Below are 21,772 nucleotides of genomic sequence, written 5' to 3'. Positions count from 1 at the left end.
ATACAGGCATGCCGCCGGAGACCCCTGGAGGAATCCAGGGGAGGAAGGCGGCTCCCTCCTTTCTCTCACCGTGGGGTTGACACCTTCGGCTCTTCTCATCTCTCCTGTCTTCCTGCCTTCCTTGCGAGTCTTTCTGCGTTCGCAGTGGGCCGCTGGCGCGGTGGCTTGTCTGCTTGCCGATTGGAACCAGCTTACTCTATCCAGGTCTGCCGGTCTGCCAGATCTCCTACAACGCGGACCGTTCCCTATGCGTAATAATATATAGATAATGGGAGCAGTCAACAGGAGCATTTTCATCATCAAAGAGTGAGAGTCGAAAGATGAGCTGGAATCCCAATCCGCAGGAATCGACGCCACCGCCCTATGAGAACCCTTATCAGCCACAGCAAGGCTATCAGTATGGTGGCGGCCATAATTCATATGATCCCTATAGTCAGTATGGTCAACAGCAACAGCAACAGTATCGCTATGGCCAGTGGCGCAGGTTGGATTTCTCGTCGGCTGAAAGTGCTGCTATTGCCTCGGAGGCCAATGCGCCGACTTCCTCGGGCCTGCCAGCTCCCGTAGCGGCCGCTTTAGCTTATGCGCTCTTCTGGCTCAGTGGACTGATCATCTTTCTGACGGAGAAGCGCAATCGCTTTGTGCGCTTCCACGCCATGCAGTCATTGATTCTCTTCGGACTGATCACTGTTGTCATTATGGCTCTACGGCTGATGGGCTTCATTCCGGTGATTGGCGTGGTTGCTGGCTTCCTGGCCGACCTGATTCAGGTCGTGTCGGTCCTTGGCTGGGCTGCGTTGATCGTCTTGACTTTCCTTGGCCGCCACATTCGGTTACCGGTGGTCGGCGATTATGCCGAACGCTACAGCAATCCCGCTGGCCCCACTTTTTGAGATAGGGCATAAACAGGCAGGGGAATCACCAGCCAGCCAGCCAGATAGTTGGCAGGCCTGACGGGCCAGGCGCTCGGCAGACATGGCAATGCGCCTGGCTGACTGGTTGGTTGGGCGGCTTTGCTCCTGAGAGCGATCCTGGCCCTCACCCTCTGGCTGGCCGGCTACCAGCCCGTGGGCTTGCTGGCGGCCAGCCCTAGACGTTCAAGGTACAACCCTCCTTGGGCATCCTACGTAATGGTAGCAGACAGCAGATTGGCTGCCTGCGCTGAGGGAAGGGGCTGCGTTCAGTTGCATCGTTCAGCCCTGTCCCGCAGGCCTGGCCTATCTACCTAGCTAGCTAGATCGTGATTGAACAGATGGCATTCCTGGCGAGGCAAGCGGCGCACTCGTCTTCCTCACCCAGGAGGCCCCGGCTTCCCTGAAGGCAGAGAAGGCACGAGAGCAGGAGTGGTGATCGCCTATGAATTGGAATCCAAATCAGCAGCCAGCCCAGGGCCCAGAATCACAGCAGCCGCAACAGTCCGGTCCCAGTTATGGAGGCTATCGAGGGTACGGAGGCTATGGGGGATATGGCAGCTCACAGACGGGGCCAGGTGGCACCCCTTATTATGGTCCCGCTGGTCAGCAACAGCAACAGCAGCAATACTATGCCTACCAGCCGCCAGCCAGTGTGGCGCGAGCTGCCAGCGTTCTTGATCCTACCGCGCTCAAGATGGATGCCAGGAGCGAAGCTCTCCTGAGTTACCTGTTTTGGTTTTTTAGCGGCATCTTCATCTTCCTGGTGGAGCGGAGGAATCGCTTTGTGCGGTTCCACGCAGCCCAATCGATCCTCTGGTTTGGAGGGCTTACTCTACTTTTCGCCGTAGTAAGGGCCATCGGGCTTATTCCGCTGCTGGGCACCATTATTCTGGCCCTGCCTATCAGTTGTGCCACGGGGGTGATTCTGGTCGTCGGAGGCCTCTCCTGGCTCTTCCTGATGATCATGGCTTACCGTGGCTCGTATCTCAAGTTACCAGTAGTTGGGGATTATGCGGAGCGCCTGGCGACGCTCTTCATGAAGAAGCCAGCGCAGCCTGTGCCACCTGCAGCCTGATGTGACAGTAGGTCAAGAGACCTCCGAGGTGGGGCAGGCGCTCCGCGGGGAAGGCAGGCAAAAACAGAGATAGCCGTCTCGTAGCAAGGCAGGCGAGCAGACAGATCTTGGCCCGTCTGAACCCATCTGCCAATATACTCCTTACTTACTCACTTGCTTGCTCTTACGCACTCACTCACTCACAAGCCCTCGGGCCTGTGGAAGATAGCGACTCTGGCAGGGGAGTCTGACCGGCCTCACGATGGGGATGACGAAGATGAAGAGGGCGAAGACAGCCCCTGCTGCAGGCGCTGGATAATCTCCTTGAGACGGCGCGTCTCGGCCTCATGTTGTTCGCGTAGACGGGCGATCTCGCGCTCCATCTCCTGCTGCATTTGCTCCATGCGATCCTTCATATGGAGGATCGCCTCTACGCCAGCTAGATTCACCCCCAGGTCGCGCATCAGCCGGCGAATATGGATCACGCGCTCAATATCCTTATCAGAGTAGAGGCGTGGGCTATGGGGGCTGTTGCCTTTGCGAGCAGGAGAGATCAGCCCGAGGCGCTCATAGTGACGTAGAGTTTGCTCATGCACCTGAGCTTTTTCTGCCGCGACGCTAATGATATACCAGGCACCATTTTCACGCTCCGGCACGGTACCTCCCTCCTTCCTTCCTAGTGCTCAGGCCGTGCCTGGCCGCTGCCCGGCTGCCCTCTCCTTACCTGCTTCAGCCAGAATCAAGCAGGTAAGGAGAGGACAGTGGGCGGGCCAAGCTGTCTGGCTAGCCTGCCATGCTACGCAAATGAATGAATAAAATGCGTCTGACCGTCGAACCGCGACACTCAGTCGCCACCCGAGGCGCGTGGGCAAAGCTATACCCAGACCAGAGGATAGACAAGACGTTGTACTGTGCCCTGGCCGATTGGAGACGACAAGCGAGCGAATGGTGGCTGACCTGCCAGGTCGGGCCGGGCCGAGCAGCAGAACGCCTCTATCGCGCTCTGGTCCGATCTGGTCGATCAGGTGGCCGAACGAACCTCGACGTTCCGCGTACGGGCTAGCTGCTCGAAGAGCTGGCGTTCCTCGTTGGAGAGGTGCATAGGCAGCACCACGCGCACGCGGGCGTAAAGATTGCCCTGACCCTCGCTGCGCAGGCGAGGCATGCCTTTGCCCGCCAGACGGAAGAGCCGCCCATTCTGCGTTTCGGGCGGGATCGTCAGCATCAGCTTTCGCCCATCGGGGAGGGGGACAAGCGCCTCCCCACCCAGCAGCGCCTTATAGAGATCAACATCGATATCTAGATAGAGATCGTCGCCTCGACGTTCAAAGACAGGGTCTGGCTTGACGCTAATGATCAAGTAGAGATCACCACGCGGCCCGCCTCCGATCCCGGGCTGGCCCTCACCGGCGACGCGGATGCGCGAGCCATTATCAACCCCAGGAGGAATCTTCACCTGGATTTTCTTACTCCGCACGACTGTACCCTGCGCACCACAGGTGGCGCAGGCTCGGCCATGCACCTCGCCAACGCCCTGGCAGACGGGGCAAATCTCCGTCGACTGGATATTGAAGGTGCGCGTACCGCCCGTATAAGCCTCGCGTAGCGTCACCTCGACCGGCTGCTCGATATTTTCGCCGGCGCGTCGTCGGAACTCCTGCCGCGGCGTCCGTGTGCCACGGCCAAAGAGAGCCTCAAAGAAATCGGAGAAGCCGCTGCTACCCTCAAAGTCCATTGTCGCTGAGCGACCACTGCCATAGGGGTAGGAGCGCCGGAAGCCCGAAAAACTGGCGAACTGATCCTGCCAATTGGGGCCGAGTGTATCGTACTTGCGCCGCTTCTCCGGATCGGAGAGAACCTCGTAGGCCTCGTTAATCTCCTTGAATTTCTCCTCGGCGAAGCGATCACCCGGGTTGACATCGGGGTGATATTTGCGGGCCAGCTTGCGAAAGGCCTTCTTAATCTCATCGGCGCTGGCCCCGCGAGCGACGCCGAGGATCTTGTAGTAGTCTTTATATTCCATCTGCCCGCCCCTTTTTGCGATAAGAGCTGCTGGCCCTGGCAGCTAGAGGAGCTAGCTTCTGCCAGCGCGCTTGCTTGCGGAGCCACGACGGATCTGCCGGGCTTGGTTTGGTGGGACCCTACCACGTTGCCACCGGCCTGCCACGGCTGCCTGTCAGTCAATCAGTAAGGCCGATCCAGCCGATCTGGATCGGAGAGAGAAAGGCCTCAATCCTTGCAGAGAGTAGGCGTTTGGGCTTCTGCTCTCCCCAGGTAGTGGGTCGCCTCATTGTGGCCCGAGCGCCTCATTGCTTGCAAGAGAGCGGATTGGGCTACTCACTGGCCCCAGCCTCCCGCCATCGCTCTCCGCTTAGGCCTCCCCTTCCCCTCCTGGCTGTTCCCGCTCCTTGTTGCTTGCGGCTACGGTGACCTTGACGCGGGCAGGGCGCAGCGTTTCATCGCTGAGCTTATAGCCCTTGCGCACCTCCTCTACGACGATCCCCTCCGGCTTTTCGCTGTCCTCAACGGCCTCGACCGCCTCATGAATATAGGGATTAAACTGCTCGCCCACAGTAGGCACAGGAGTCAAGCCCTCGCTGCGAATCAGCTCGTTCATCTGCCAGGCCACCAGACGCAGCGTTTGCTGCAGGCCCTGACGATCCAGGCTGTCCTGATAGGCCAGCGCGCGATCAAGGTTATCCATGACCTCAAGCAGCTTATTCAACAGGGCCTTCTTCTGCTGGAGAACGCGATCGGCAATGTCACGCTCACGCCGCTTGCGGAAATTCTCCAGATCGGCGCGCTCGCGGACAAACTTGTCCCAGTTCTCACGGGCCTCCTGGCGAGCCTGGGCGAGCTGGGCCGTCAGGTCAGCGATCTGAGCCTCTAGCTGAGCCACGCGCTCCTCAAGCGTAGGAGCGGGCTGCTCCTCAGCAGCAGCGGCAGCAGCGGACGTCTCTGCTGCCTCGGCCTGGGTAGGGGCTGCGCTGGCCTCCGGCTGCTCTGTTTGAGGCTGGGGCGTCTCAGCCACCGGTTCCGGGCTTTGGGGCGTTGGCTCAGTCTGCGGCCTCTCTGTGGTTTCCCTGGGTTCGTCCGTCATAACAACACTCCCCTCGTGCATGCATCTTGAGTCTATCTAGAATGGCGCAGGGCGCAGCTGCTCGCCGCACCCCGCCAGAGGTCCTTTATGCTTCTTGCTCGCTTGCTATTGGGCAAGCACTCTTTCTGTGTGGGGATTTACTATTGTTTTAGTATAAATTTTGAGCCTGCCCTTGTCAAGTTGTGACCGGAACGAACTAGCAACCGATCTTGGCCTGACCTGACTCCTGCCTGCTTTTGGGGAAGAACAAGGCTGACGCCAGATGAGGCAGGTTTGCCTTTTAGGAGGAGAAGGAGTCGGGGTCTGTCTCGCTGACTTCCTCAGCCCAAGACTGGCCTGACTCCGCTTCGCTCTCCTGCCAGCGCGGCCCGCGCTCGAGGAGAATCGGCCCAAACAGGGTTTCCTGGCGAACGCTGATGCGCTCGTGTTTCCATAGGTCGAGCATTGCCAGAAAGGTGACTACGATCAGTAGGCGCGAGGCCCCCGGCTCCAGCAAATCGCTCAGCCAGAGGCGCGGCGTCGTTCGAAGGCGCTCGGTGATGACAGCCATGCGCTCGCTCACGCGAACGCGCGCCACAGGCAGCACAAGACCATCGTTGGCCTCAGCCTCAGCCCGGCGCCGAGCTTCCAGTAGACGGCGGAAGCTGCGAGCGAGCGCCTCCACTTCCAGGCCAACTAAGGTCGGCGGGGTCCAGGCGAGTTGGGCCTCGATGCCGGCCAGCAGGCTAGAACGCCCGTAGGTCTGGAGTCCGGCCTCCGCCCGCTGACGCAGCACATTGGCGATCTCTTTGGCAATCTTGTATTCCTTCAGATGGCGCTCCAGTTCGGCTGCCATCTCTTCCGCCTGTCGCGCCTCCTCTGAGATCTCCTGACGAGGACTGCGCGGCAAGAGGCTCTGCGATTTGATAAACAGCAAACGGGCGGCAATGGAGACGAAGGCTGCCATGTTGGCAAGGGGCAACTCCTCTTCGCGCCAACGGCGTAGGTAGGCCAGATATTGATCGGTGACGGCCACGAGCGAGATGGTTGTGATCTCCATTTGGCGTTTCTCGATCAGGTAAAGCAATAGCTCTAGAGGACCCTCGAAGACAGGCAAACGTACGATATAGCCCGTCTGAGGTAGTCCCCAGAGTTCAGAGGCGCTCTGTAATGGAAACTGCTTCTCTGGCCGGTCCGTCGTCAGAGCTGCACTCTGTTCTTGAGCCTGGGCGCTGCGAGACTCGGGCGCTGGACTGGCCTCGTGAACAGCCGAGGTAGCCGTTGCCTGCGCTCGGGGATTGTGCTCCTTGTCCTGTGTCATGTCCAGAAACCTCGTATGTGGTGGCCTCGCGCCGTTAGATCCGATCTGCCATTGGCCTGCCCGACTCGACTGCTGCCGCCCGCTCCAGGCGCTTGCAGGGCCAGCGGTTCGCAAGAACGAGCTGAGCCGATCCCGGATTTGACCGGGGCAGGATCAGTATAGAGGGAGAAGGGGAATGGGGTCAATCGCTCTTGCCTGGCCCTATCCTGAAGACACAGGCCGGCCTCTCCCAGACTGGCTCAGCGAGAGGGAGCGCCGGCCTGCCTGGCCGCGGTCTGGCGCTACTCTCTGGCCAGCCGGCTAGGAAATCTCGTCAATGGCATGTAGCTCAGCGGCAGGCCCGTCTGGCTGATGATGGGTGCGAATAAAGAGCACCGTGCGGGCGGAGAGGCCGGCCTGTGCGGCGAGGGTTGCTCCGATGTCGGCATGCCACCAGGCATAGCCGAGGGCCTGCCGCCAGCGGGGCAGCTCGGGCCGCGGATAGTCGGCCAACCGGGCCAGTAAACGGGGGGCCAGGCGTTTGCCAAGCACAATCAGGGGTCGTGTCCAGAAAGGCACACGCCCGGCCCCTTTACCCACATCGTGCAGGAGCGCGGCAATGAGCAGCTCCTGATCGCGACAGCCTCGGGCTTGTAAGCCGTGATAGACGCGCAGACAATGAGCTTGATCTGCCGGCGACATTGTCTCAAAAAGAGTAAGCGCGGCAGGAGATAGCACAGCCTTCAGTTCAGCCCGTTCGCTCTCGCTCAGGGGGCGGACAGGGCCGAGCTGACTCCAGACCTGTTTAAGGCGATAGGCGATGCGCGCAGGTGACAAGAACCTGCCCGCCCGCCGCTGCTCTGGTCTCAGGCTCACCTGGCAATGTTGCGGCCCCATAGATACCATGCCCGCTCAGAAGCTGTAGATTTTGTCAATATTTGTTACGCTCAGATTAGTGACCAGACTCGCCAGGAAGAAAGCTCCCTCGCGAATATAGTCGGGGATATGAGCCAGGAAGAGATCTGGCATCTGAGCGATCTCAGCGGCAAAGGGGATCAGGAAGAACAGCGCCAGGATAATGACCGGCCCCCAGGGACCAGAACGAGCGAACTGAAGCGCCTGACGAGTGGGCAGCAAGATGTAGACAATCTGATAGCCGTCAAGCGGGTAAACCGGCAGAATATTCAGAATGGTCAGGGCCAGATTGGTACAGCCGAAGACCATCAGGAATTGCGGAATACGCAGCAGCACAGCGTTATCCGAGACGAAGGGGTAGATGAGCCGGGCGAGCACGGCAAAGGCCAGGCCCACCAGTAAGCTGAAAATTGGACCTGCCAGAGCAACCAACAGGGGACCGCTCGTGCGTCCGCCACGCAGCTTCCAGGGATCGGTTTTCACAGGCTGGCCCCAACCCAGGCCGACAGGTCCCAGGATGGTCGGCAGAAAGGCCAGAATGAGACAGAGCAAGGTCCCAAGCGGATCAAGGTGGCGGCGCAGACGTAACGTATAGCGCCCCTCGATCCGGGGCGTTGGATCGCCGAGCCAGGTCGCCATTTGGGCATGAGCGAACTCGTGCAGTACGATGGCGATCAAAAAAGAAACGACGATCATCAACGCCAAAACCACATTGATTTTCGTCTCCATTGCTTTCCTCGTAGTCGATGTCGGATCTCCGTGCAAGGCTCCGCGGAGGCTGGCGTTTGACTGCAGACGCTGCTGGCACTGGTGCAGACCCGGATTGATGCGTCAGCTGATGCTTGCTGGCTTGATCGCTAGCTTAGTTAGTACGCTCTCTGGTCTATGCTACAGGCCTCAACCTCCCTCGGGCGACAGACTTCGTAGCTTTTATGAGCTGACCAGCAGATCGATCTCCATCGTTTCGCGGGCCAGGCGCGCGCGGCTGAAGTGTCGACGGGTAGCGGACTCGATGCGCTCTAGCTTCTGATCGTCGTAGGTCGGCTCATGATGGAAAAGGATCAGCTCGCCTACCCTGGCCAGCCGCGCCACCGTAGCCGCCATCTCGTAGGTACTATGGCCGAAGCCACGCCGCGATTGGCGGTAATCTTCGGGAGTATACTGAGCATCGTGGATGAGAAGATCGGCCCGATCCAGGAAGGCCAGCATCTCGCTCTGATACTCCTCTCCCCACTCCAGGTCAGTGGCGTAAATGAGGCGCCGCCCAGCGTGCTCAATGGCATAGAGCAGCGAGCCATTCTGAGGGTGGAGGGTGGTAAACCGGGCATGGACGCGGACCTCCAGCGGCAAAGGGCCTGGCTCACGTGAAATCTGATCTTCCTGCAGCAGCAGTGGCTGCTGTCGGCCCGGTTTCCAAATGATCCACATGTTGTCTTCCAGCGTGTAGAAAGCTCGCCGCGACGGTAATTGTCGTATATCGACAGGGAAGTAAGGTGGCGACATAACGGGAATAACAAGCTCGTCGAGATCGCGCCCGGCCAGTCGGGGACCAAAGAAGTCGATGCTGACCGTTGGTTCATAGAGAGGGGCGAAGAAAGGCAGTCCAAGCAAGTGATCGCCGTGAGCATGAGTAATCAGCAGAGCGATGTGAAGCGCATGGCCATTGCTACGTCTCAGCAGCGAGTCGCCCAAGGCAATAATGCCGCTGCCAGCGTCCAGCACCAGTGTACGCCCGCTGGCGTCCACCTCGACGCAAGCGGTATTGCCACCGTAGCGTAGCGTTTGTGTTCCTGGTACTGGGTAGCTACCGCGCACGCCCCAGAAGCGGACACGAAAACGCGGCTTCTCAGCCATGAGTTGCTCCTTCATGCCTGCTGACGTATTGCCTGTCGTTGCATGGTAATTATAGCTTGCGGCGCTCTCCTTGAAAAGGGCTGCTACTTGCTCTGCTTGCTCGGCGTTAGAAGCCAGGTGCATGTGTAGACCAGTGCTCTCCGGCTTGGGAGACAGTGGGAGGGAGCTTGACCCCCGTCTTACCTTCGGTCTCCGTAGCTGGTACAATCGTTAGCAGAAGCGTAAGATGCTGCACAGCAAGACTGATCAGGAGGCGCAGATGTTGAACTGCAAACGCCAGAGACCGGAAAGTGAACTAGGGCGCTGTCGAAGCGCCAGGATGAGCAGGGGCCGACGCCGGCGCTGCCTTGTCATGCTTGCCGGGCTGGCCATAGCGCTCTGGCTGGTAGCTTGTGGTGGTAGCTCAGTTCCAGATGCGCGACAGCTGCTAACTCAGGCACAGGCCGCCATGCAAAAAGTCCAGTCCTATCATTTTAATCTCAAGGTTGAGCATGCTGGCAGCGGGGCTGGCCTCATGATTCAGAGTGCTGATGGCGATCTGGTCGTTCCCGATCGCTTGCAGGCCCAGGCCAACGCCTCCTTAATGGGGTCTGTGATGCAGGTTAGAATCATTGTTGTGGGCGAGAAGCAGTACGTGACTGATCCCTTTACCGAGCGTTGGCAAACGATCAGCGGCTTGCCAGATCCGCGCGTCCTCTCTGACTCGCGCACCGGTATAGCGGCCCTCTTGGGGCAAATACGCAATCCTTCGACCCCCAGTGAGAGCACGATCGACGGCGTGGCCTGCTGGCAGATCGCCGGCAAACTCGATGCCAGTTATCTACGCGGTTTTCTGGGCGATCAAACACGCGCTGGCTCACAACTGGATGCCGTGGTCTGGATTGGCCAGAGCGATAAGCTGCCGCGCCAGATCCGCCTGACGGGAGTGGCTGCTGATGGCGATACGAGCCAGACCGTGCGCACGTTGAAGCTCTCCAAGTTCAATGAAACGATTACTATTAGTGCGCCAGCCGTCTGACAGGCCTGCCGGGGGGATGCTGGTGCCTCTCCGTTGCTGGAGGTGAAGGAGTGCGCTCTCTTGCTGATGCCGGGCGCCGCCAGGCTGAGAGACATGGGCGGTTGCCTCTGCCGACGCTGGTCCTCGTCTGTGCGGCTGTCTTCCTGACGGCTCTCGATCAAACAGTTGTGGTCACGGCCCTGCCCCAGATGATCAGCGATCTGCAGATACCGGTCTTAGAGGTCGACCGCGCCGCCTGGATTATCAGCGGCTACTTGCTTGGGTATGTGATTGCTATGCCGCTGTTGGGCCAGTTGGCTGATCGCTATGGGAGACGGCGTCTGCTGCTGCTGTGCCTGACCTTATTTGCTGTTGCCTCGCTGATCTGTGGGCTAGCGCCCTGGCTGGGGGCCCAGAATGATCTAGGCTTCTTGCAAGGGCTGGGCATTGATACGCGATCGCCGGGCCTGGTCTGGCTGGTAGGGGCGCGTGTTCTCCAGGCGGCAGGTGGTGGGGCTGTTGTTCCAATTGCGATGGCTGTAGCTGGCGACTACTACGGTCCGCGCGGCCTGGGGCCAGCGTTGGGGCTGATCGGGATGGTTACGGAAGCCGGGGGCGTGCTCGGCCCCCTCTATGGGGCCTGGATTACGCAGACGCTGGGGTGGAGCGCCATTTTCTTTCTCAATCTGCCGCTGGTGGCCCTGCTGATGATACCGTTGGCCTTCTTTCTGCGCGAGCCGGCGCATAATCTGGAGGCCGATCGACAACCGGGCATTGATCTGCTTGGGGCGGCTCTGCTTGGCGCTGCGCTTCTCTGCTTGAGTCTGGGGCTGGCTCAGGAGGCAACGCTCCTGACGGCGGGCCAATCGAGCTTGCAGGCACAGAGTCAGGCCGAGGCCACAGGCGCGCAAGGCAACCCTTTCCTGATTGCCCTGGCTCTGCTGCTCCTGCTCATTTTGGTAGGTATCGAGCTACTTTTACAGCGGGAGGCGCCGGCTAAAGACAGGGTGACCGGCGCTGTTGGGCTCGCCCAGCGGCTTGGAATGACGCTTCCGGGTCGAGGCGCGCCCCTCATTGATCTGCAGCTTTTTCGGCGATCCTCCTTTGTGGCTGCGGCTCTGGTCAGTTTATGCGTTGGGGCGGCTCTCATCATTGCGATGGTGGATATTCCCATCTTTGTCGCCACGGTCTTGGGAGAGACGGCGATTGCCAGCGGTCTGGCGCTGCTACGGCTGACGGCCATGATCCCTGTGGGGGCTTTGGCTGGAGGGTGGCTCTGTGGGCGCCTGGGCAGCCGTCCGGTGGCCATCGGCGGCTTGTTGTGTACAGCGGCGGCTTTCTGGCTCATGCATTTATGGCCGCTGCGTGTGGATTGGAACCAGATCACGCTGAGCACCTTGCTGGGAGGCTGGGGCTTTGGCCTGGTCATCGCGCCGATCGGCGTGATAGCGCTCGATGCGGCGCGAGGCAGACAAGCGGGGCTGGCAGCAGCCCTTGTTACCATGCTGCGCATGGTGGGCATGATCTTAGGGTTGGCCGCTCTCACCTCCTGGGGGTTGGGCTACTTCCGCGCGCTGGCAGCCGCGTTTGTGCCTCCAGCGGGAGCGGCTCCCTTTAGCTCTGCCTACCTGCGCGCCTATACGGCTTACCTGATTAGTGCGGCCCACACTGTCTATACAACCATCTTTCTGGTGGCCGGCATCCTCTGCCTGCTGGCCGTTCTTCCGGCTTTAGCCTTTCGTGAGAGCCAACCTGTGGCTTTCTTCAAGCGTACTCTATCTGGAGGCGAGCGGACGTCTGAAGAATCTGCCCGAGTGACGGCTGAAGAGGTCCAAGCAAGCCAGATCGAGGGCAAGAGCGTCCCGGCACCAGATACAAGAGAAAGGGATCAGCCATGAGCAGAGAGAGCAAAGGACCGCGCTGGTCCGGGGAACCAGAAGAGGATTCCTGGCCGGCCTTCGAGCAATTGCCCCCACGCCCTTCTTCTCGGCGGCGCTATCGTGCCCGCGCTAGTGACCGTGAAGCCTACTCTTGGGAATCGGAGGAGGAGATACAGCGGCTGAGGCCGAGGCGCAGAGCAGCCCGTCGCTGGGAGCCGGCAGAAGAGGAAGATCTGCAAGAGGTAGCGAGGCAGGAGGAAGACCTCCTTATCTCTCATGGCCTGGAAGCGGCCTCTTCGCGATCAGACTGGCGGGGGAGAGAGCGGCGAAAACCAAGGGGGCGCGGCCCGTCCTGGCTCTGGTTTCTAGCGGGGTGCAGTGTATCGATCCTGTTGCTGCTGCTGGGGATCATCCTGGCAGTTGTCGCCGCCCTCCGTAGCGTCACAGGCAGCAGTCCTTTGCCGGGGCTGGGGCCGACCGTAAGCACCTATACGCAGACAAGCGAGCAGACGATACCGGTTAATAACCTGCAGCAGCTTAAGGTCAGCAGCCAGATAGGCAGTGTTGACATTATGACCGATGCGAGCCTCTCTGCGCCGGAGCTGACGATCGTTAAACGGACAAAAGCCGGAGGGCAGGCCGAGGCCGATGAGGAGTTCAAGCGGATCAGTGTTCAGGTACAGCCGGGATTAACAAGCCTGCAGGTCACGGCGACGTTGCCGCAGAGGGAGAGCCTGAGTGATCCCAATGACTCCGTCGATTTGCGCTTTCGACTGCCAGCTCAGGTCAATCAGAGCGCTGCCCCCTTCCAATTGAATATTGACCTGACTCTGGGCGATGTCCATATTCAAGGCCTCGATGGCGTACTGGTCGTCAAAGATGAGGCGGGCAACATCACCGTTGAGAGGGCGATGTTGTCCAATGGCAGCAGCTTGCGCACAGCCAGTGGCCAGGTGACCTTCAACGGAACGCTTGATACTCGTGCTGTGGGGGGTGGAAGGTCGCTCTTTGAGATTCACAGCGGCTTTGGTCAACTGAACATTACTCTTCCTGCCTCTACGGCTGTGCTGCTCGATGCCTATGTGAATAGCGGCAAGATTGTGAGCGCTTTCCCCATTCAAGTGAGTCTAGATGCTGGCTCGGCTACCTACTACGGACCTCTGGTCCCTGGCAGTGGTCCGCAGCCAACGGCCCTTTTGCGCCTGGATGTCGGCACTGGAGCTATCAATCTGCACAGCGCATAAAGTAGCATATCTGTAGCGGACGCAAGATTCGTGCTATACTATCAGAGTGACGACTCTCGCTATGGGTAGTCCTTTATTTTCAGGCTAGAAAGGCGGGGGATGTTATCGCACAGATCTTACATGTTGACATACCGTCACCGCTGGGCCGTCTTGAAGGCATTTTGAAGCCCGAGGAAGCGGGCGTAAAGCCACACTACGTCTCCCTGGTCTGCCATCCGCATCCGCTCTACGGGGGGACGATGGATAACAAGGTAGTGTTCAAGGTGGCCCAGATTCTTCAAGCCCTGCAGATACCGGCGCTGCGCTTCAACTTCCGTGGGGTGGGCAGAAGCTCGGGTAGCTATGATGAGGGGAGAGGGGAAATGGACGATGTACGCTACGCGCTCGACTTTCTCAGCCATCGCTATCCGGGCATCCCGGTTATTCTGGCTGGTTTCTCGTTTGGCGCCTACGTGGGCTTGCGGGTGGGGGCCGTTGATGGCAGGGTTCGGGCGCTGATCGGCCTGGGGGTGCCCGCGCGCAGCTTCGATGGAGACACCTTACAGGGCTGCACTAAGCCTAAGCTGATCATCCACGGGAGTCGGGATGAAATTGCACCTTATGCGCTGACGGCGCGTTGGTTTGAGCAGCTACCGGCTCCTAAAACGATGATTGTGGTCGAGGGAGCTGATCACTTCTTCCAGGGGCGACTGGACGAGGTGCAGACGATTATCGCTAGCTTCGTTCAGACGTTGTAACGGCTGAACGCAAAGGCGCGTCTGCTGGCCCTGGCTGAAGTGGCCGCAGTTCGCACGTAGGTTCAGTCAAGCACGAAAGGTTAGTAACTCACAGCCTGCTGCTTTTCTCGTTTCTCTTATTTGTGTTCGCAGAGCGGCAGGCAATCACACCGGCCCAGTGTGGCAGCCGTTCGCTCCGCTCGCTCGTTGCGCTAGCAAAGGCGAACGTCTGGTATCTTTGCCTCTTTCCCCCCTCTGCTCCGCCCTCGCGACGCGCTCGCTCTCGTATCCGGGCACGAGCGTTACTTCGCGCTCTCTCAGAGCGAAGCGGCAGGAGAGCAGGCGCTGCCCACCTGGCCGGTGGGCCTCATCCTTCTGTCTATCTATCTGCCCTCCCCCTCCTCCTCTTCGCCTGCTCTCTCATAGCAGCTGCTCGTTTGCTAAGAGAGGTACAATAGCAGACAGAAGAGGGCAAGCAGGAGCTTGCTCCAGGCTGAGCGGGAAGAGAGAACCGACTCTTCCCTGTGCATGGAGAAGGAGGCAGACAGGTATGGCGCTTATACGCGGCAGGGCCGGGGAAAGATCGGGCGGCGACCGGCGTGTCATTGCCAACGAGTTCTTGGCTCGCGAGGCTGGTCGGCGCTGGCGCTGGTATCATGGGCTACTCTTCTATGGGTTTGTGCAGGGTTTGACTTTCGCTCTCAGTGGCCTGGTGAATCGCTGGCAGGGGCGAAGCGTCAGCAGTCCGGGGCAGCTGCTGGGAGACGTAGCGTACTTCGAGGAGCTGAAACAATCAATCTTTGCCCCGCCCGCCTGGGTCTTCGGCCCTGCCTGGACCGTGAACAATCTATCGGCCATTTGGGGGCTGCTGCGCGTGCTTAATAAGCCCTCCACCTCTAGGGGCCGTGGGGCCTATCTGGCTTTGCAGGCGGCCTCGTGGCTCGATTACATCATCTTTAGTGCGGCTTATTTTGGCCTGCGCTCGCCTCTGAACGCGCTCGTGCTGACCTTGCTTATGCTGGGACTGACGGTTGCCAGTGGGCTGGTGGCGCTCTTGCGTTTACGAGATACGCTGGTGGCGCTCTCGCTGGCGACGCTTTTTCTCTGGCTGCTGCTGGCTTCTACGGCAGCCCTCTTTCAGGCGCTGTGGAACCGCGACGCCTTCTATGGGATCGGGCCATTCGTGGAACCAGTGCCTGCCTTGCTCAAGCGGCCTTCGCATGAATAGGCGATGAAGACGGCCAGAGGGCGGGAGCGAGCCGGGGGGACAGGCTGCGAGAAGGGTGCCTAAGCCTGCCCGACAAGAAAGCCGGCTGCGCCAGCCACTGTGGTCCTGCCTGCTCCTGCTAGCTTGGGCTGGTACCACAGCGGCTGGCAGCCGGCTTTTCCGCGTTCACCAGCGTGTGCCTGCCTGATCCTCCCGGAGGAGCTTCTGCCTTACGCTCAGGGGATGGTCAGACTAATGCTGGGCGATGTAGACATTAGCCCACAGCTCAGGCGGGAAGAGGCCCTGAGCGTTGAACTTCATGCCGATCACATAGGGCTTGAGCAAGCGCATACCAATGCGCTGGTCAAGCGAGAGCCAGGCCACATCGTTGACCAATTGCTGCTCAGCCTGGTTGTAGGCCTGGTAGCGGGCCGGGCCATTGTCCATGGCGTCAGCCGCCTCCAGATTCTTCTGGACCTGCTTCTGCTGCTGGGCGTCGCTCGATTGGTTCTGGCCGTAGTTGACCTGGTTATTGGGCGAGCCCGCATCGAACTGCAGGGTCAGCCAGTCCTGCGGATCGGGGTAGTCGGCGATCCAGGCGATCGACCAGAAGCCGATGCCCTTGGAGTTCCCCGGGGCAGCGTTCAGGTCTTCCAGCAGCTTGTTAAAGTCGGTAGCCACTGGCTTCACCGTGATGCCGAGCACATTCTTCCACTGGTCAGCAAGTGTCGTGATTTCGTTCGTCACGTCCTGCGAGCCGCTGGGATAGTAGAGCTGCAGGGCCGGCAACTGAGATGGGCTGGAGAGTTTCATCTCCTGGAGAGCCATCTGCAGAAGCTCCTTGGCCTTTGCCTTGTCACCTGCAGTCGAGGTGACGCCGGCTGGGCCGGTCAAGTTGGGATTATAGCCCGGCATCCCCTGCGGCACGATGTGATAGGTCGGCTTGCGGGTATTCTTCCAGATCGCCGACATAATCTGGTCGCGGTTGATGGCCAGCGAGAGCGCCTGACGGAAGTGGATGTTATCGAAGGGCTTAACCAGGTAGTTCATGCCCAGATAGTCGATCGAGAGCTGCGGCGTCTCGCTGTACTCACCCGTCTTAGCCCGTGCCTGCTGGATGTTGGTGATGGGGATCGGCGTGATATCGATCTTACCAGTCTGGTAAACCTGGTAAGCCGTCTTCACGTCCTGATAGAAGGGCATGATAATCTGCTGCAGCTGCGGCTTTGGCCCATAGTAGTAGGGGTTGGGCACAAAGACGATCTGCTTGTTGTGCTGGTAGGACTGCACCTTGAAGGGACCGGTGCCGCCACCCTGCTCAAGATGATCAGTCCAGCTCTGGCCGTAGGTCTCAACGATTTTCTTCTCCACCACGTACGAGGTGGGGTAAGCCAGAGCATCCAGGAAGTAGGCCGCCTTCTTGCTGAGCGTGATAGTGATCGTGTAGTTATCAGGTGTCTTGAGGCTGTCGTTGATGATGGTCTTGATCTTGCCGGCGCTGAGCAGATCAGCATCCTTGATCAGGTTCAAATAGCTGCCGGCCACCGGCGACTTAGTAGCTGGCTGCAGAGCCCGATCGATGCTGTAGGCCACATCCTGTGAAGTCACGGGTGTGCCGTCGCTGAACTTGACGTTCGTTTTCAGATGGAAGGTATAGGTAAGACCATCTGAAGAGATGTCCCATGACGAGGCGATCTCCGGCTGCACGTTGAGATTCTCGTCCAGCGACACCAACCCGGTGAAGACCAGGTTAATGGCGGTCGACGAGGGAAGGTCGGTCACCAGCGCCGGATCGAAGGTTTCGATGTCCTGAACGCCGGTGTTGGCGAAGACAAACTTCTGCTGACTGGCAGGCGCCTTAGCCGTAGTGGTGGTCCCACTTTGTCCGCCGCCACCGCAGGCGGCGACAAAGAGGGCCAGTATTCCCAGAAGCAGCAAGTGGAAAACGCCTGTTGTTACCTTCTGCTTCCTCATGTGATTGGTACTCCTTCCCGCACCATTCAAATATGTCATTCCCACAGTTCGCTATCAGATGGCTGAAGGAGAAGCGCCCTCGGTGGATATATGATCAGTGACACGTACTGGTGATGCACACTAGGGGCGACAATGAGCCACAGCGAGAATCCTGGCACCAGCAGCGCCCTTCTCAGAGCGCGATTCCCTTCTCATTGACCCCTTAGTTACTACGTCACCAGAGTGGGAAATCTCACAGCATTTTATTGCTCTGGCTTTGTTTTCCCAGGCAGGAATGTGCCAGGACAAATCATCGCTCAGCAGCTCTCTCCTTCGCTTTCTGCGACTTCAGCGGTGCAAGCGTGATACAATGATCACAAGATGCTGATCGGCTTAAGCGCGGAGCGGTCTCTGATGAGCTTCATGGATCACTATACTGAGCCTGATTTCACTACTGTTGCTCTCATTGTAATTGAGATGCAAAGAGATTTTCTCGAAGGCCAACCAGCCGGGATGATCGGCACCACGGCCATTCTGCCGCGCATTGTACGCCTGCTGCAGGCTTTCCGCAGTGCAGAGCGTCCGATTGTCCATGTCGTGCGCCTCTATTTGGCCGATGGCTCGAATGTGGACCTCTGCTATCGCAGCGCAGTGGAACAGGGAGCTTCGTGGGTGCTGGCCGGGTCGTCCGGGGGTGAGATTGTGCCGGAGCTGCTTCCTGATCGCTTCTCACGCCTGGAGACGCAGCGCCTGCTGAGCGGGCATATTCAGTATCTCTGGCCAGGCGAGGTGGTCATCTACAAGCCTCGCTGGGGCGCCTTCTACAGCACGCCGTTAGAGGACTATCTGCGCCGCGCCCAGGTGTCAACCCTGGTCTTCTGTGGCTGCAATTTTCCTCATGCTTTGCGCACGACCCTCTACGAGGCGAGTGAGCGCGATTTCCGCCTGGTCCTGGTGGAAGACGCGGTCGCTGGCCTCTACGAACAGGGGAAACAGGAGCTGCGTGCGATCGGCGTCTCGATGATGGGAAGTGCCGAGGTTGTGGCTCGCCTGGAGCGTTGTCGCGCCGACGCTGCAAGGGCTGCTGTGAAGGAGCAGGAGACCGGAGAGGACGGCCCTGGCGCGCGCTGAGGGGAAGCATAGGAGCACAACGGCGGTGTCGCTGCCAGCTCGCTTCAAGCGACGCTCGGCCAGGACAGGCGCCGCCTGTCGGCTGCGGCTGGACTCCTGGGGAAGGAGGCGCGCGCCGTAGGGATCTGACCATCGCTGGGTGTCGCGAGCAGTTCCAGGGCGCGCTGTTGGCTGAGGATACCATAGCGCAGCTTGAGGGTGAGGATACGCTCTACGGCGGCGTTGATCTGACTTTCCAGTAGCTCCCCCTTGAGCACCGCCTGCTTGAGAGCGGCTAACACGTTGCGTGTCTCGCTCAGTCCGCGGGGCCCAAGTAGCAGGTCCTCGCCGGCTTTGACGGCCAGCACTGCTGCCTGGGCGAGGCTATAGGTGTTGCTGATCCCTCCCATCCAGAGAGTATCACTGATGGTCACGCCTTCAAAGTGCAGGCGGTTGCGCAGCAGATCGGTAACCACGGCTGGTGAGAGCGAGGTGGGCAGGCGCGGATCAAGCTGGGGGTTGAGAAGATGCGTGGTCATGACCATCGGGACGATCCCTTCGCTGATGAGGGTGCGGTAGGGAACAAGATCGCTGCTGGCTAGCTGAGCCAGACTACGACGATCGGTGGGTAGCGCACGGTGGGGGTCGACGCTGGCCGCGCCAAGGCCCGGGAAGTGCTTGAGACAGCCGATGACGCCCCCGTCGGTTAACCCTTTGAGATAGGCGCGCCCCATGTCAGTGACGAGCGTCGGATCGGAGCCAAAGGTCCGCTGAGGAAGGCCGGGATTGTTGGGATTGGAGAGAACATCGACAATGGGCATGAAATTGACATTGAGGCCGAGGGCCTTGAGGGTCTGGGCAGCAGCCAGACCTTGATCGTAGGCGTATTGGATGCTGCCCGTAGCACCGATGGCGGCCTCGGAGGGACGCTCACCGGTGATGCGCCGCAGCTCGTTGACGTAGCCGCCCTCGAAATCGGTGCTGATGAAGAGCGGAATATGGGCATGGGCTTGTAGGGCGGCATCGAGCGCCGTGAGCTGCGGCCCGCTCTGGGCGTTGCCGTTATTGTTTTCGATAAGGACCCCGGAGACCTGACTCTGCTCAATCATCTGTTGCAGGTCGGCGTTATAGCTGGGCCCGTAGAATTCGACGATGACCATCTGACCAAGCTTCTGGTCAAGGGTCAAATTGCGTACGATGCCACGGGCCAGGTCGTTAAGCGTTGGGGTAGCAGTGATTGTGATGGCTGTGGGCGGAACCGTGCTGCGCCTGGCCTGGCCGGAGGCTGTCGCCGTCGGGGAAGGCCGCATCGAGCCAGTCGGGCCGCCGCTCGTGAGGCAGGCGCTGCTGCTCATGAGCACGAAGAGCAAAAACAGTATAAATATATGATAGCGTTGACTTATCCTCATATGACGCAGCCGTCGCGGGCGAGCACGGCCCGGGCTTCCCTTCATTCTGCTTCTGGCAGGGGGAACGAGTGAACGCAAAGCGAGCGCACTGGCTGGTACTTTTTTCCTGACTGATCAGCAGGGGGCCTAACCAGAACGATCCCCTGTCACGCCTGGCCTTCACAGGAAGAGAGGCCCTCTGATACTGGGGGTAGAAGCAGAGAAAAAAGAGGAGCAGAGCGAACAGGGACGCGTCAGCCGACGGCGCCTTGCCCCAGCGGGCGCATCCCTGCTCGCTGCACAGGGTCGTTATATGCCTGGTCTGCCCTAGGACCTGGCTTGCTGCAGCCCCAGCTCTTTGAGAGCCTGCTCGCGCAGCAAGAATTTCTGCACCTTTCCGCTGGCCGTCATCGGAAAGCTTTCCGTGAAAAGGAAATAGCGAGGGACCTTCTGGTGACTGATCTGCCCCTGGCAAAAAGCGCGCAGCTCCTCGGCACTGACCTGGGCTCCCTCGCGCGGGCGAATCACAGCAGCGATCTCCTCACCAAAGAAGGGGTCCGGTACACCAATCACCTGGGCCTCGGCCACGCCTGGATGCTGCAGCAAGAAATCCTCAATCTCTGCCGGATAGATGTTCTCGCCGCCGCGGATAATCATCTCCTTCAGACGGCCCACGATGCGCACATAGCCCTGTTCATCCATCGTCGCCAGATCGCCAGTATGAAGCCAACCTTCAGCGTCGATGGTCTCCGCGGTCTTTTCCGGCATCTTATAATACCCCTTCATCACCAGGTAGCCACGACAGCAAAGCTCGCCAGGCGTGCCGCAGGGCACCACTGCACCACTGGCGGGGTCCACAATTTTCACATCCGTGTAAGGCAACGGCACCCCGACCGTGCTGGCCTTCAGCTCAAAGCTATCGCGCGGCAGCGTCTGCGTAATCACCGGAGACGACTCTGTCAGCCCGTAGACGATGGTGATGTCGGCACCGATCCGCTCTTTGACCTGCTGCATCAGGGTCAGGGGGACTGGTGCCCCTCCGCAAGTCACGGCGCGCAGCGTAGAGAGATCGTAGCGCTCAAAGTCGGGATGCTGCAGCAAGGCCAGCAGCATCGTGGGTACAGCCCCGAGCAGCGTGCAGCGCTCGCTGCTCACGATTTGCAGCGTCTTGAGGGGATCGAAAGCCAGCATCGGCACAAGAGTCGTGCCCATATAGAGACAGCCCAGGACAGCGAGCACACAGCCAGCAGTGTGGAAGAAGGGCATAGGATTACACACGCGGTCATGGGGCAGACCATCGGAGCGGCGCACAAAGAGCATAGCATTATTGAGGACATTGCGATGAGTCAGCATGGCCCCTTTGGGAAAGCCAGTAGTCCCCGAAGTGTACTGGATCTGCACCACATCGTCGGGGGAGAGGCTTCGCTGACGCTCGCGCAGGGCCTCGGGAGGAACGGCGCTGCCCGCTGCAACCAGCTCGCGAAAGAGTGCTGGCCTCCAGGTACGTTCCTGGGCCAGTGCCTCCGGCACCGGGCCGAGTAAGCAAACATAGCGCAGGCAGGGCAGGGTCTCGCTGCGCACGGCCCCCGGCGGACCAGCGGGCGTCGTCAGCCGCTGCACCGTCTCCAGACAGTCGTGATCGCGCACCCTGGCCATAAAAAAGAGGGCCGCAACATCTCCCTGACGGAGCACATACTCCACCTCCCGCGCCCGCAAGACAGGATTCACAGTAACGAGCACCAGGCCAGCCTTAGCGGCGGCCATCTCTAACAGCAACCACTCGGGCAGATTTATCGCCCAAACCGCAATATGCTCACCTTTCTGGAAGCCAAGCGCCAGCAGACCACGCGCCACCGCCTCGGCACGCTCACGCAAATCGCGATAGGTCCAACGCAGGTCTAGGGCGCCGCCATACTCGGGATAGCCGCTATAGACGACAGCCTCACTTGAGGGTAACTCCTCGGCACGGTGGTCCAGGAGGTCGCCAACAGTCATGTTCAGGAGGGGAATTTCGGCAGGTTCGCCCTGCCAGTAGGAGAGACCAGCGGTGGTCAGGCCCATAGCGTCTGCTCCTCGGGGATACTAGCAGGAACAGGATCAGGGCAGCGACGCGAGACATCCTCTATCTGCTTGTCTAGAGATCTCGCGCCGGTCTCCCCTC

18 protein-coding genes are annotated in these 21,772 nt (G+C 59.8%); 8 read left to right on the top strand and 10 right to left on the bottom strand.

The features are described from left to right. The first annotated feature begins 320 nt into the window (after positions 1-320). Together AC6H1L_RS10380 and AC6H1L_RS10375 are read left to right on the top strand one after the other, a co-directional pair. Complete coding sequence (locus AC6H1L_RS10380) at positions 321-893, top strand: DUF4870 domain-containing protein (RefSeq protein ID WP_497601416.1); 573 nt, start codon at positions 321-323, stop codon at positions 891-893. Between the two features lie 463 nt (positions 894-1,356). Next, positions 1,357-1,989, top strand: a complete 633-nt coding sequence (locus AC6H1L_RS10375) for a DUF4870 domain-containing protein (RefSeq protein ID WP_497601415.1) — start codon at positions 1,357-1,359, stop codon at positions 1,987-1,989. A gap of 236 nt (positions 1,990-2,225) precedes the next feature. Here the strand turns inward: AC6H1L_RS10375 and AC6H1L_RS10370 are convergent, their stop codons facing one another. From AC6H1L_RS10370 to AC6H1L_RS10340, 7 genes are all read right to left on the bottom strand, one after another. Next, positions 2,226-2,624, bottom strand: coding sequence for a MerR family transcriptional regulator (locus tag AC6H1L_RS10370; protein WP_297163521.1), 399 nt, complete (start codon positions 2,622-2,624; stop codon positions 2,226-2,228). 365 nt (positions 2,625-2,989) lie between these two features. Beyond that, positions 2,990-3,991 carry a DnaJ C-terminal domain-containing protein gene (locus AC6H1L_RS10365; protein WP_497601414.1) on the bottom strand — a complete coding sequence of 334 codons (1,002 nt, stop codon included), beginning with the start codon at positions 3,989-3,991 and terminating at the stop codon, positions 2,990-2,992. A gap of 348 nt (positions 3,992-4,339) precedes the next feature. Beyond that, the gene (locus AC6H1L_RS10360) at positions 4,340-5,068 is read right to left on the bottom strand and encodes a nucleotide exchange factor GrpE (protein WP_497601413.1); all 729 of its coding nucleotides are present in this window, start codon (positions 5,066-5,068) and stop codon (positions 4,340-4,342) included. Between the two features lie 280 nt (positions 5,069-5,348). Beyond that, positions 5,349-6,368 (bottom strand): segregation and condensation protein A, encoded by a 1,020-nt coding sequence (locus tag AC6H1L_RS10355; RefSeq protein WP_497601412.1) that lies wholly within the window; start codon positions 6,366-6,368, stop codon positions 5,349-5,351. Between the two features lie 300 nt (positions 6,369-6,668). Continuing rightward, positions 6,669-7,184 (bottom strand): hypothetical protein, encoded by a 516-nt coding sequence (locus AC6H1L_RS10350; protein ID WP_497601411.1) that lies wholly within the window; start codon positions 7,182-7,184, stop codon positions 6,669-6,671. Between the two features lie 75 nt (positions 7,185-7,259). Then, complete coding sequence (locus AC6H1L_RS10345; RefSeq protein WP_497601410.1) at positions 7,260-7,991, bottom strand: site-2 protease family protein; 732 nt, start codon at positions 7,989-7,991, stop codon at positions 7,260-7,262. Between the two features lie 201 nt (positions 7,992-8,192). Then, positions 8,193-9,239: an MBL fold metallo-hydrolase gene (locus AC6H1L_RS10340; RefSeq protein WP_497601409.1), complete on the bottom strand. Its 1,047-nt coding sequence runs from the start codon at positions 9,237-9,239 to the stop codon at positions 8,193-8,195. Between the two features lie 325 nt (positions 9,240-9,564). Between AC6H1L_RS10340 and AC6H1L_RS10335 the strand changes: the two genes are divergently transcribed. From AC6H1L_RS10335 to AC6H1L_RS10315, 5 genes are all read left to right on the top strand, one after another. After that, positions 9,565-10,134: an LppX_LprAFG lipoprotein gene (locus tag AC6H1L_RS10335; RefSeq protein WP_497601408.1), complete on the top strand. Its 570-nt coding sequence runs from the start codon at positions 9,565-9,567 to the stop codon at positions 10,132-10,134. Between the two features lie 50 nt (positions 10,135-10,184). Further along, entirely contained in the window at positions 10,185-12,011 is a 1,827-nt protein-coding gene (locus tag AC6H1L_RS10330) for an MFS transporter (protein ID WP_497601407.1), read from the top strand. Then, a complete protein-coding gene (locus AC6H1L_RS10325) occupies positions 12,008-13,237 on the top strand; it encodes a DUF4097 family beta strand repeat-containing protein (RefSeq protein ID WP_497601406.1) in 1,230 nt (409 codons plus the stop codon). The genes AC6H1L_RS10330 and AC6H1L_RS10325 overlap by 4 nt, the downstream gene beginning before the upstream one ends. Before the next feature lie 161 nt (positions 13,238-13,398). Then, positions 13,399-13,974: an alpha/beta hydrolase gene (locus tag AC6H1L_RS10320; RefSeq protein ID WP_497601405.1), complete on the top strand. Its 576-nt coding sequence runs from the start codon at positions 13,399-13,401 to the stop codon at positions 13,972-13,974. A gap of 529 nt (positions 13,975-14,503) precedes the next feature. Then, the gene (locus tag AC6H1L_RS10315) at positions 14,504-15,181 is read left to right on the top strand and encodes a tryptophan-rich sensory protein (RefSeq protein WP_497601404.1); all 678 of its coding nucleotides are present in this window, start codon (positions 14,504-14,506) and stop codon (positions 15,179-15,181) included. A 231-nt stretch (positions 15,182-15,412) separates the two neighbouring features. On the opposite strand, the gene AC6H1L_RS10310 is transcribed toward AC6H1L_RS10315, so the two are convergent. Continuing rightward, positions 15,413-17,134 carry a peptide ABC transporter substrate-binding protein gene (locus AC6H1L_RS10310; RefSeq protein ID WP_497601403.1) on the bottom strand — a complete coding sequence of 574 codons (1,722 nt, stop codon included), beginning with the start codon at positions 17,132-17,134 and terminating at the stop codon, positions 15,413-15,415. Between the two features lie 393 nt (positions 17,135-17,527). Between AC6H1L_RS10310 and AC6H1L_RS10305 the strand changes: the two genes are divergently transcribed. Then, positions 17,528-18,244, top strand: coding sequence for a cysteine hydrolase family protein (locus AC6H1L_RS10305; RefSeq protein ID WP_497601402.1), 717 nt, complete (start codon positions 17,528-17,530; stop codon positions 18,242-18,244). Between the two features lie 44 nt (positions 18,245-18,288). Here the strand turns inward: AC6H1L_RS10305 and AC6H1L_RS10300 are convergent, their stop codons facing one another. Both AC6H1L_RS10300 and AC6H1L_RS10295 read right to left on the bottom strand, forming a co-directional pair. After that, the gene (locus AC6H1L_RS10300) at positions 18,289-19,632 is read right to left on the bottom strand and encodes a glycoside hydrolase family 3 N-terminal domain-containing protein (protein WP_497601401.1); all 1,344 of its coding nucleotides are present in this window, start codon (positions 19,630-19,632) and stop codon (positions 18,289-18,291) included. A gap of 306 nt (positions 19,633-19,938) precedes the next feature. Continuing rightward, on the bottom strand, positions 19,939-21,672 hold the full coding sequence (locus tag AC6H1L_RS10295) for an AMP-binding protein (RefSeq protein ID WP_497601400.1): 1,734 nt from the start codon (positions 21,670-21,672) through the stop codon (positions 19,939-19,941). Positions 21,673-21,772 lie beyond the last annotated feature (100 nt).

The sequence above is a fragment of the Thermogemmatispora argillosa genome, assembly GCF_059696725.1.
The sequence above is the reverse complement of the archived record's forward strand: the minus strand, read 5'-3'. Positions and strand labels throughout refer to the sequence as shown.

Coding starts and splice junctions, on each gene's coding strand:
- AC6H1L_RS10380 (WP_497601416.1), top strand. CDS start 321: ATGAGCTGGAATCCCAATCCGCAGGAATCGACGCCACCGCCCTATGAG.
- AC6H1L_RS10375 (WP_497601415.1), top strand. CDS start 1,357: ATGAATTGGAATCCAAATCAGCAGCCAGCCCAGGGCCCAGAATCACAG.
- AC6H1L_RS10365 (WP_497601414.1), bottom strand. CDS start 3,991: ATGGAATATAAAGACTACTACAAGATCCTCGGCGTCGCTCGCGGGGCC.
- AC6H1L_RS10360 (WP_497601413.1), bottom strand. CDS start 5,068: ATGACGGACGAACCCAGGGAAACCACAGAGAGGCCGCAGACTGAGCCA.
- AC6H1L_RS10355 (WP_497601412.1), bottom strand. CDS start 6,368: ATGACACAGGACAAGGAGCACAATCCCCGAGCGCAGGCAACGGCTACC.
- AC6H1L_RS10345 (WP_497601410.1), bottom strand. CDS start 7,991: ATGGAGACGAAAATCAATGTGGTTTTGGCGTTGATGATCGTCGTTTCT.
- AC6H1L_RS10340 (WP_497601409.1), bottom strand. CDS start 9,239: ATGCACCTGGCTTCTAACGCCGAGCAAGCAGAGCAAGTAGCAGCCCTT.
- AC6H1L_RS10335 (WP_497601408.1), top strand. CDS start 9,565: ATGCAAAAAGTCCAGTCCTATCATTTTAATCTCAAGGTTGAGCATGCT.
- AC6H1L_RS10325 (WP_497601406.1), top strand. CDS start 12,008: ATGAGCAGAGAGAGCAAAGGACCGCGCTGGTCCGGGGAACCAGAAGAG.
- AC6H1L_RS10315 (WP_497601404.1), top strand. CDS start 14,504: ATGGCGCTTATACGCGGCAGGGCCGGGGAAAGATCGGGCGGCGACCGG.
- AC6H1L_RS10310 (WP_497601403.1), bottom strand. CDS start 17,134: ATGAGGAAGCAGAAGGTAACAACAGGCGTTTTCCACTTGCTGCTTCTG.
- AC6H1L_RS10305 (WP_497601402.1), top strand. CDS start 17,528: ATGAGCTTCATGGATCACTATACTGAGCCTGATTTCACTACTGTTGCT.
- AC6H1L_RS10300 (WP_497601401.1), bottom strand. CDS start 19,632: ATGAGGATAAGTCAACGCTATCATATATTTATACTGTTTTTGCTCTTC.
- AC6H1L_RS10295 (WP_497601400.1), bottom strand. CDS start 21,672: ATGGGCCTGACCACCGCTGGTCTCTCCTACTGGCAGGGCGAACCTGCC.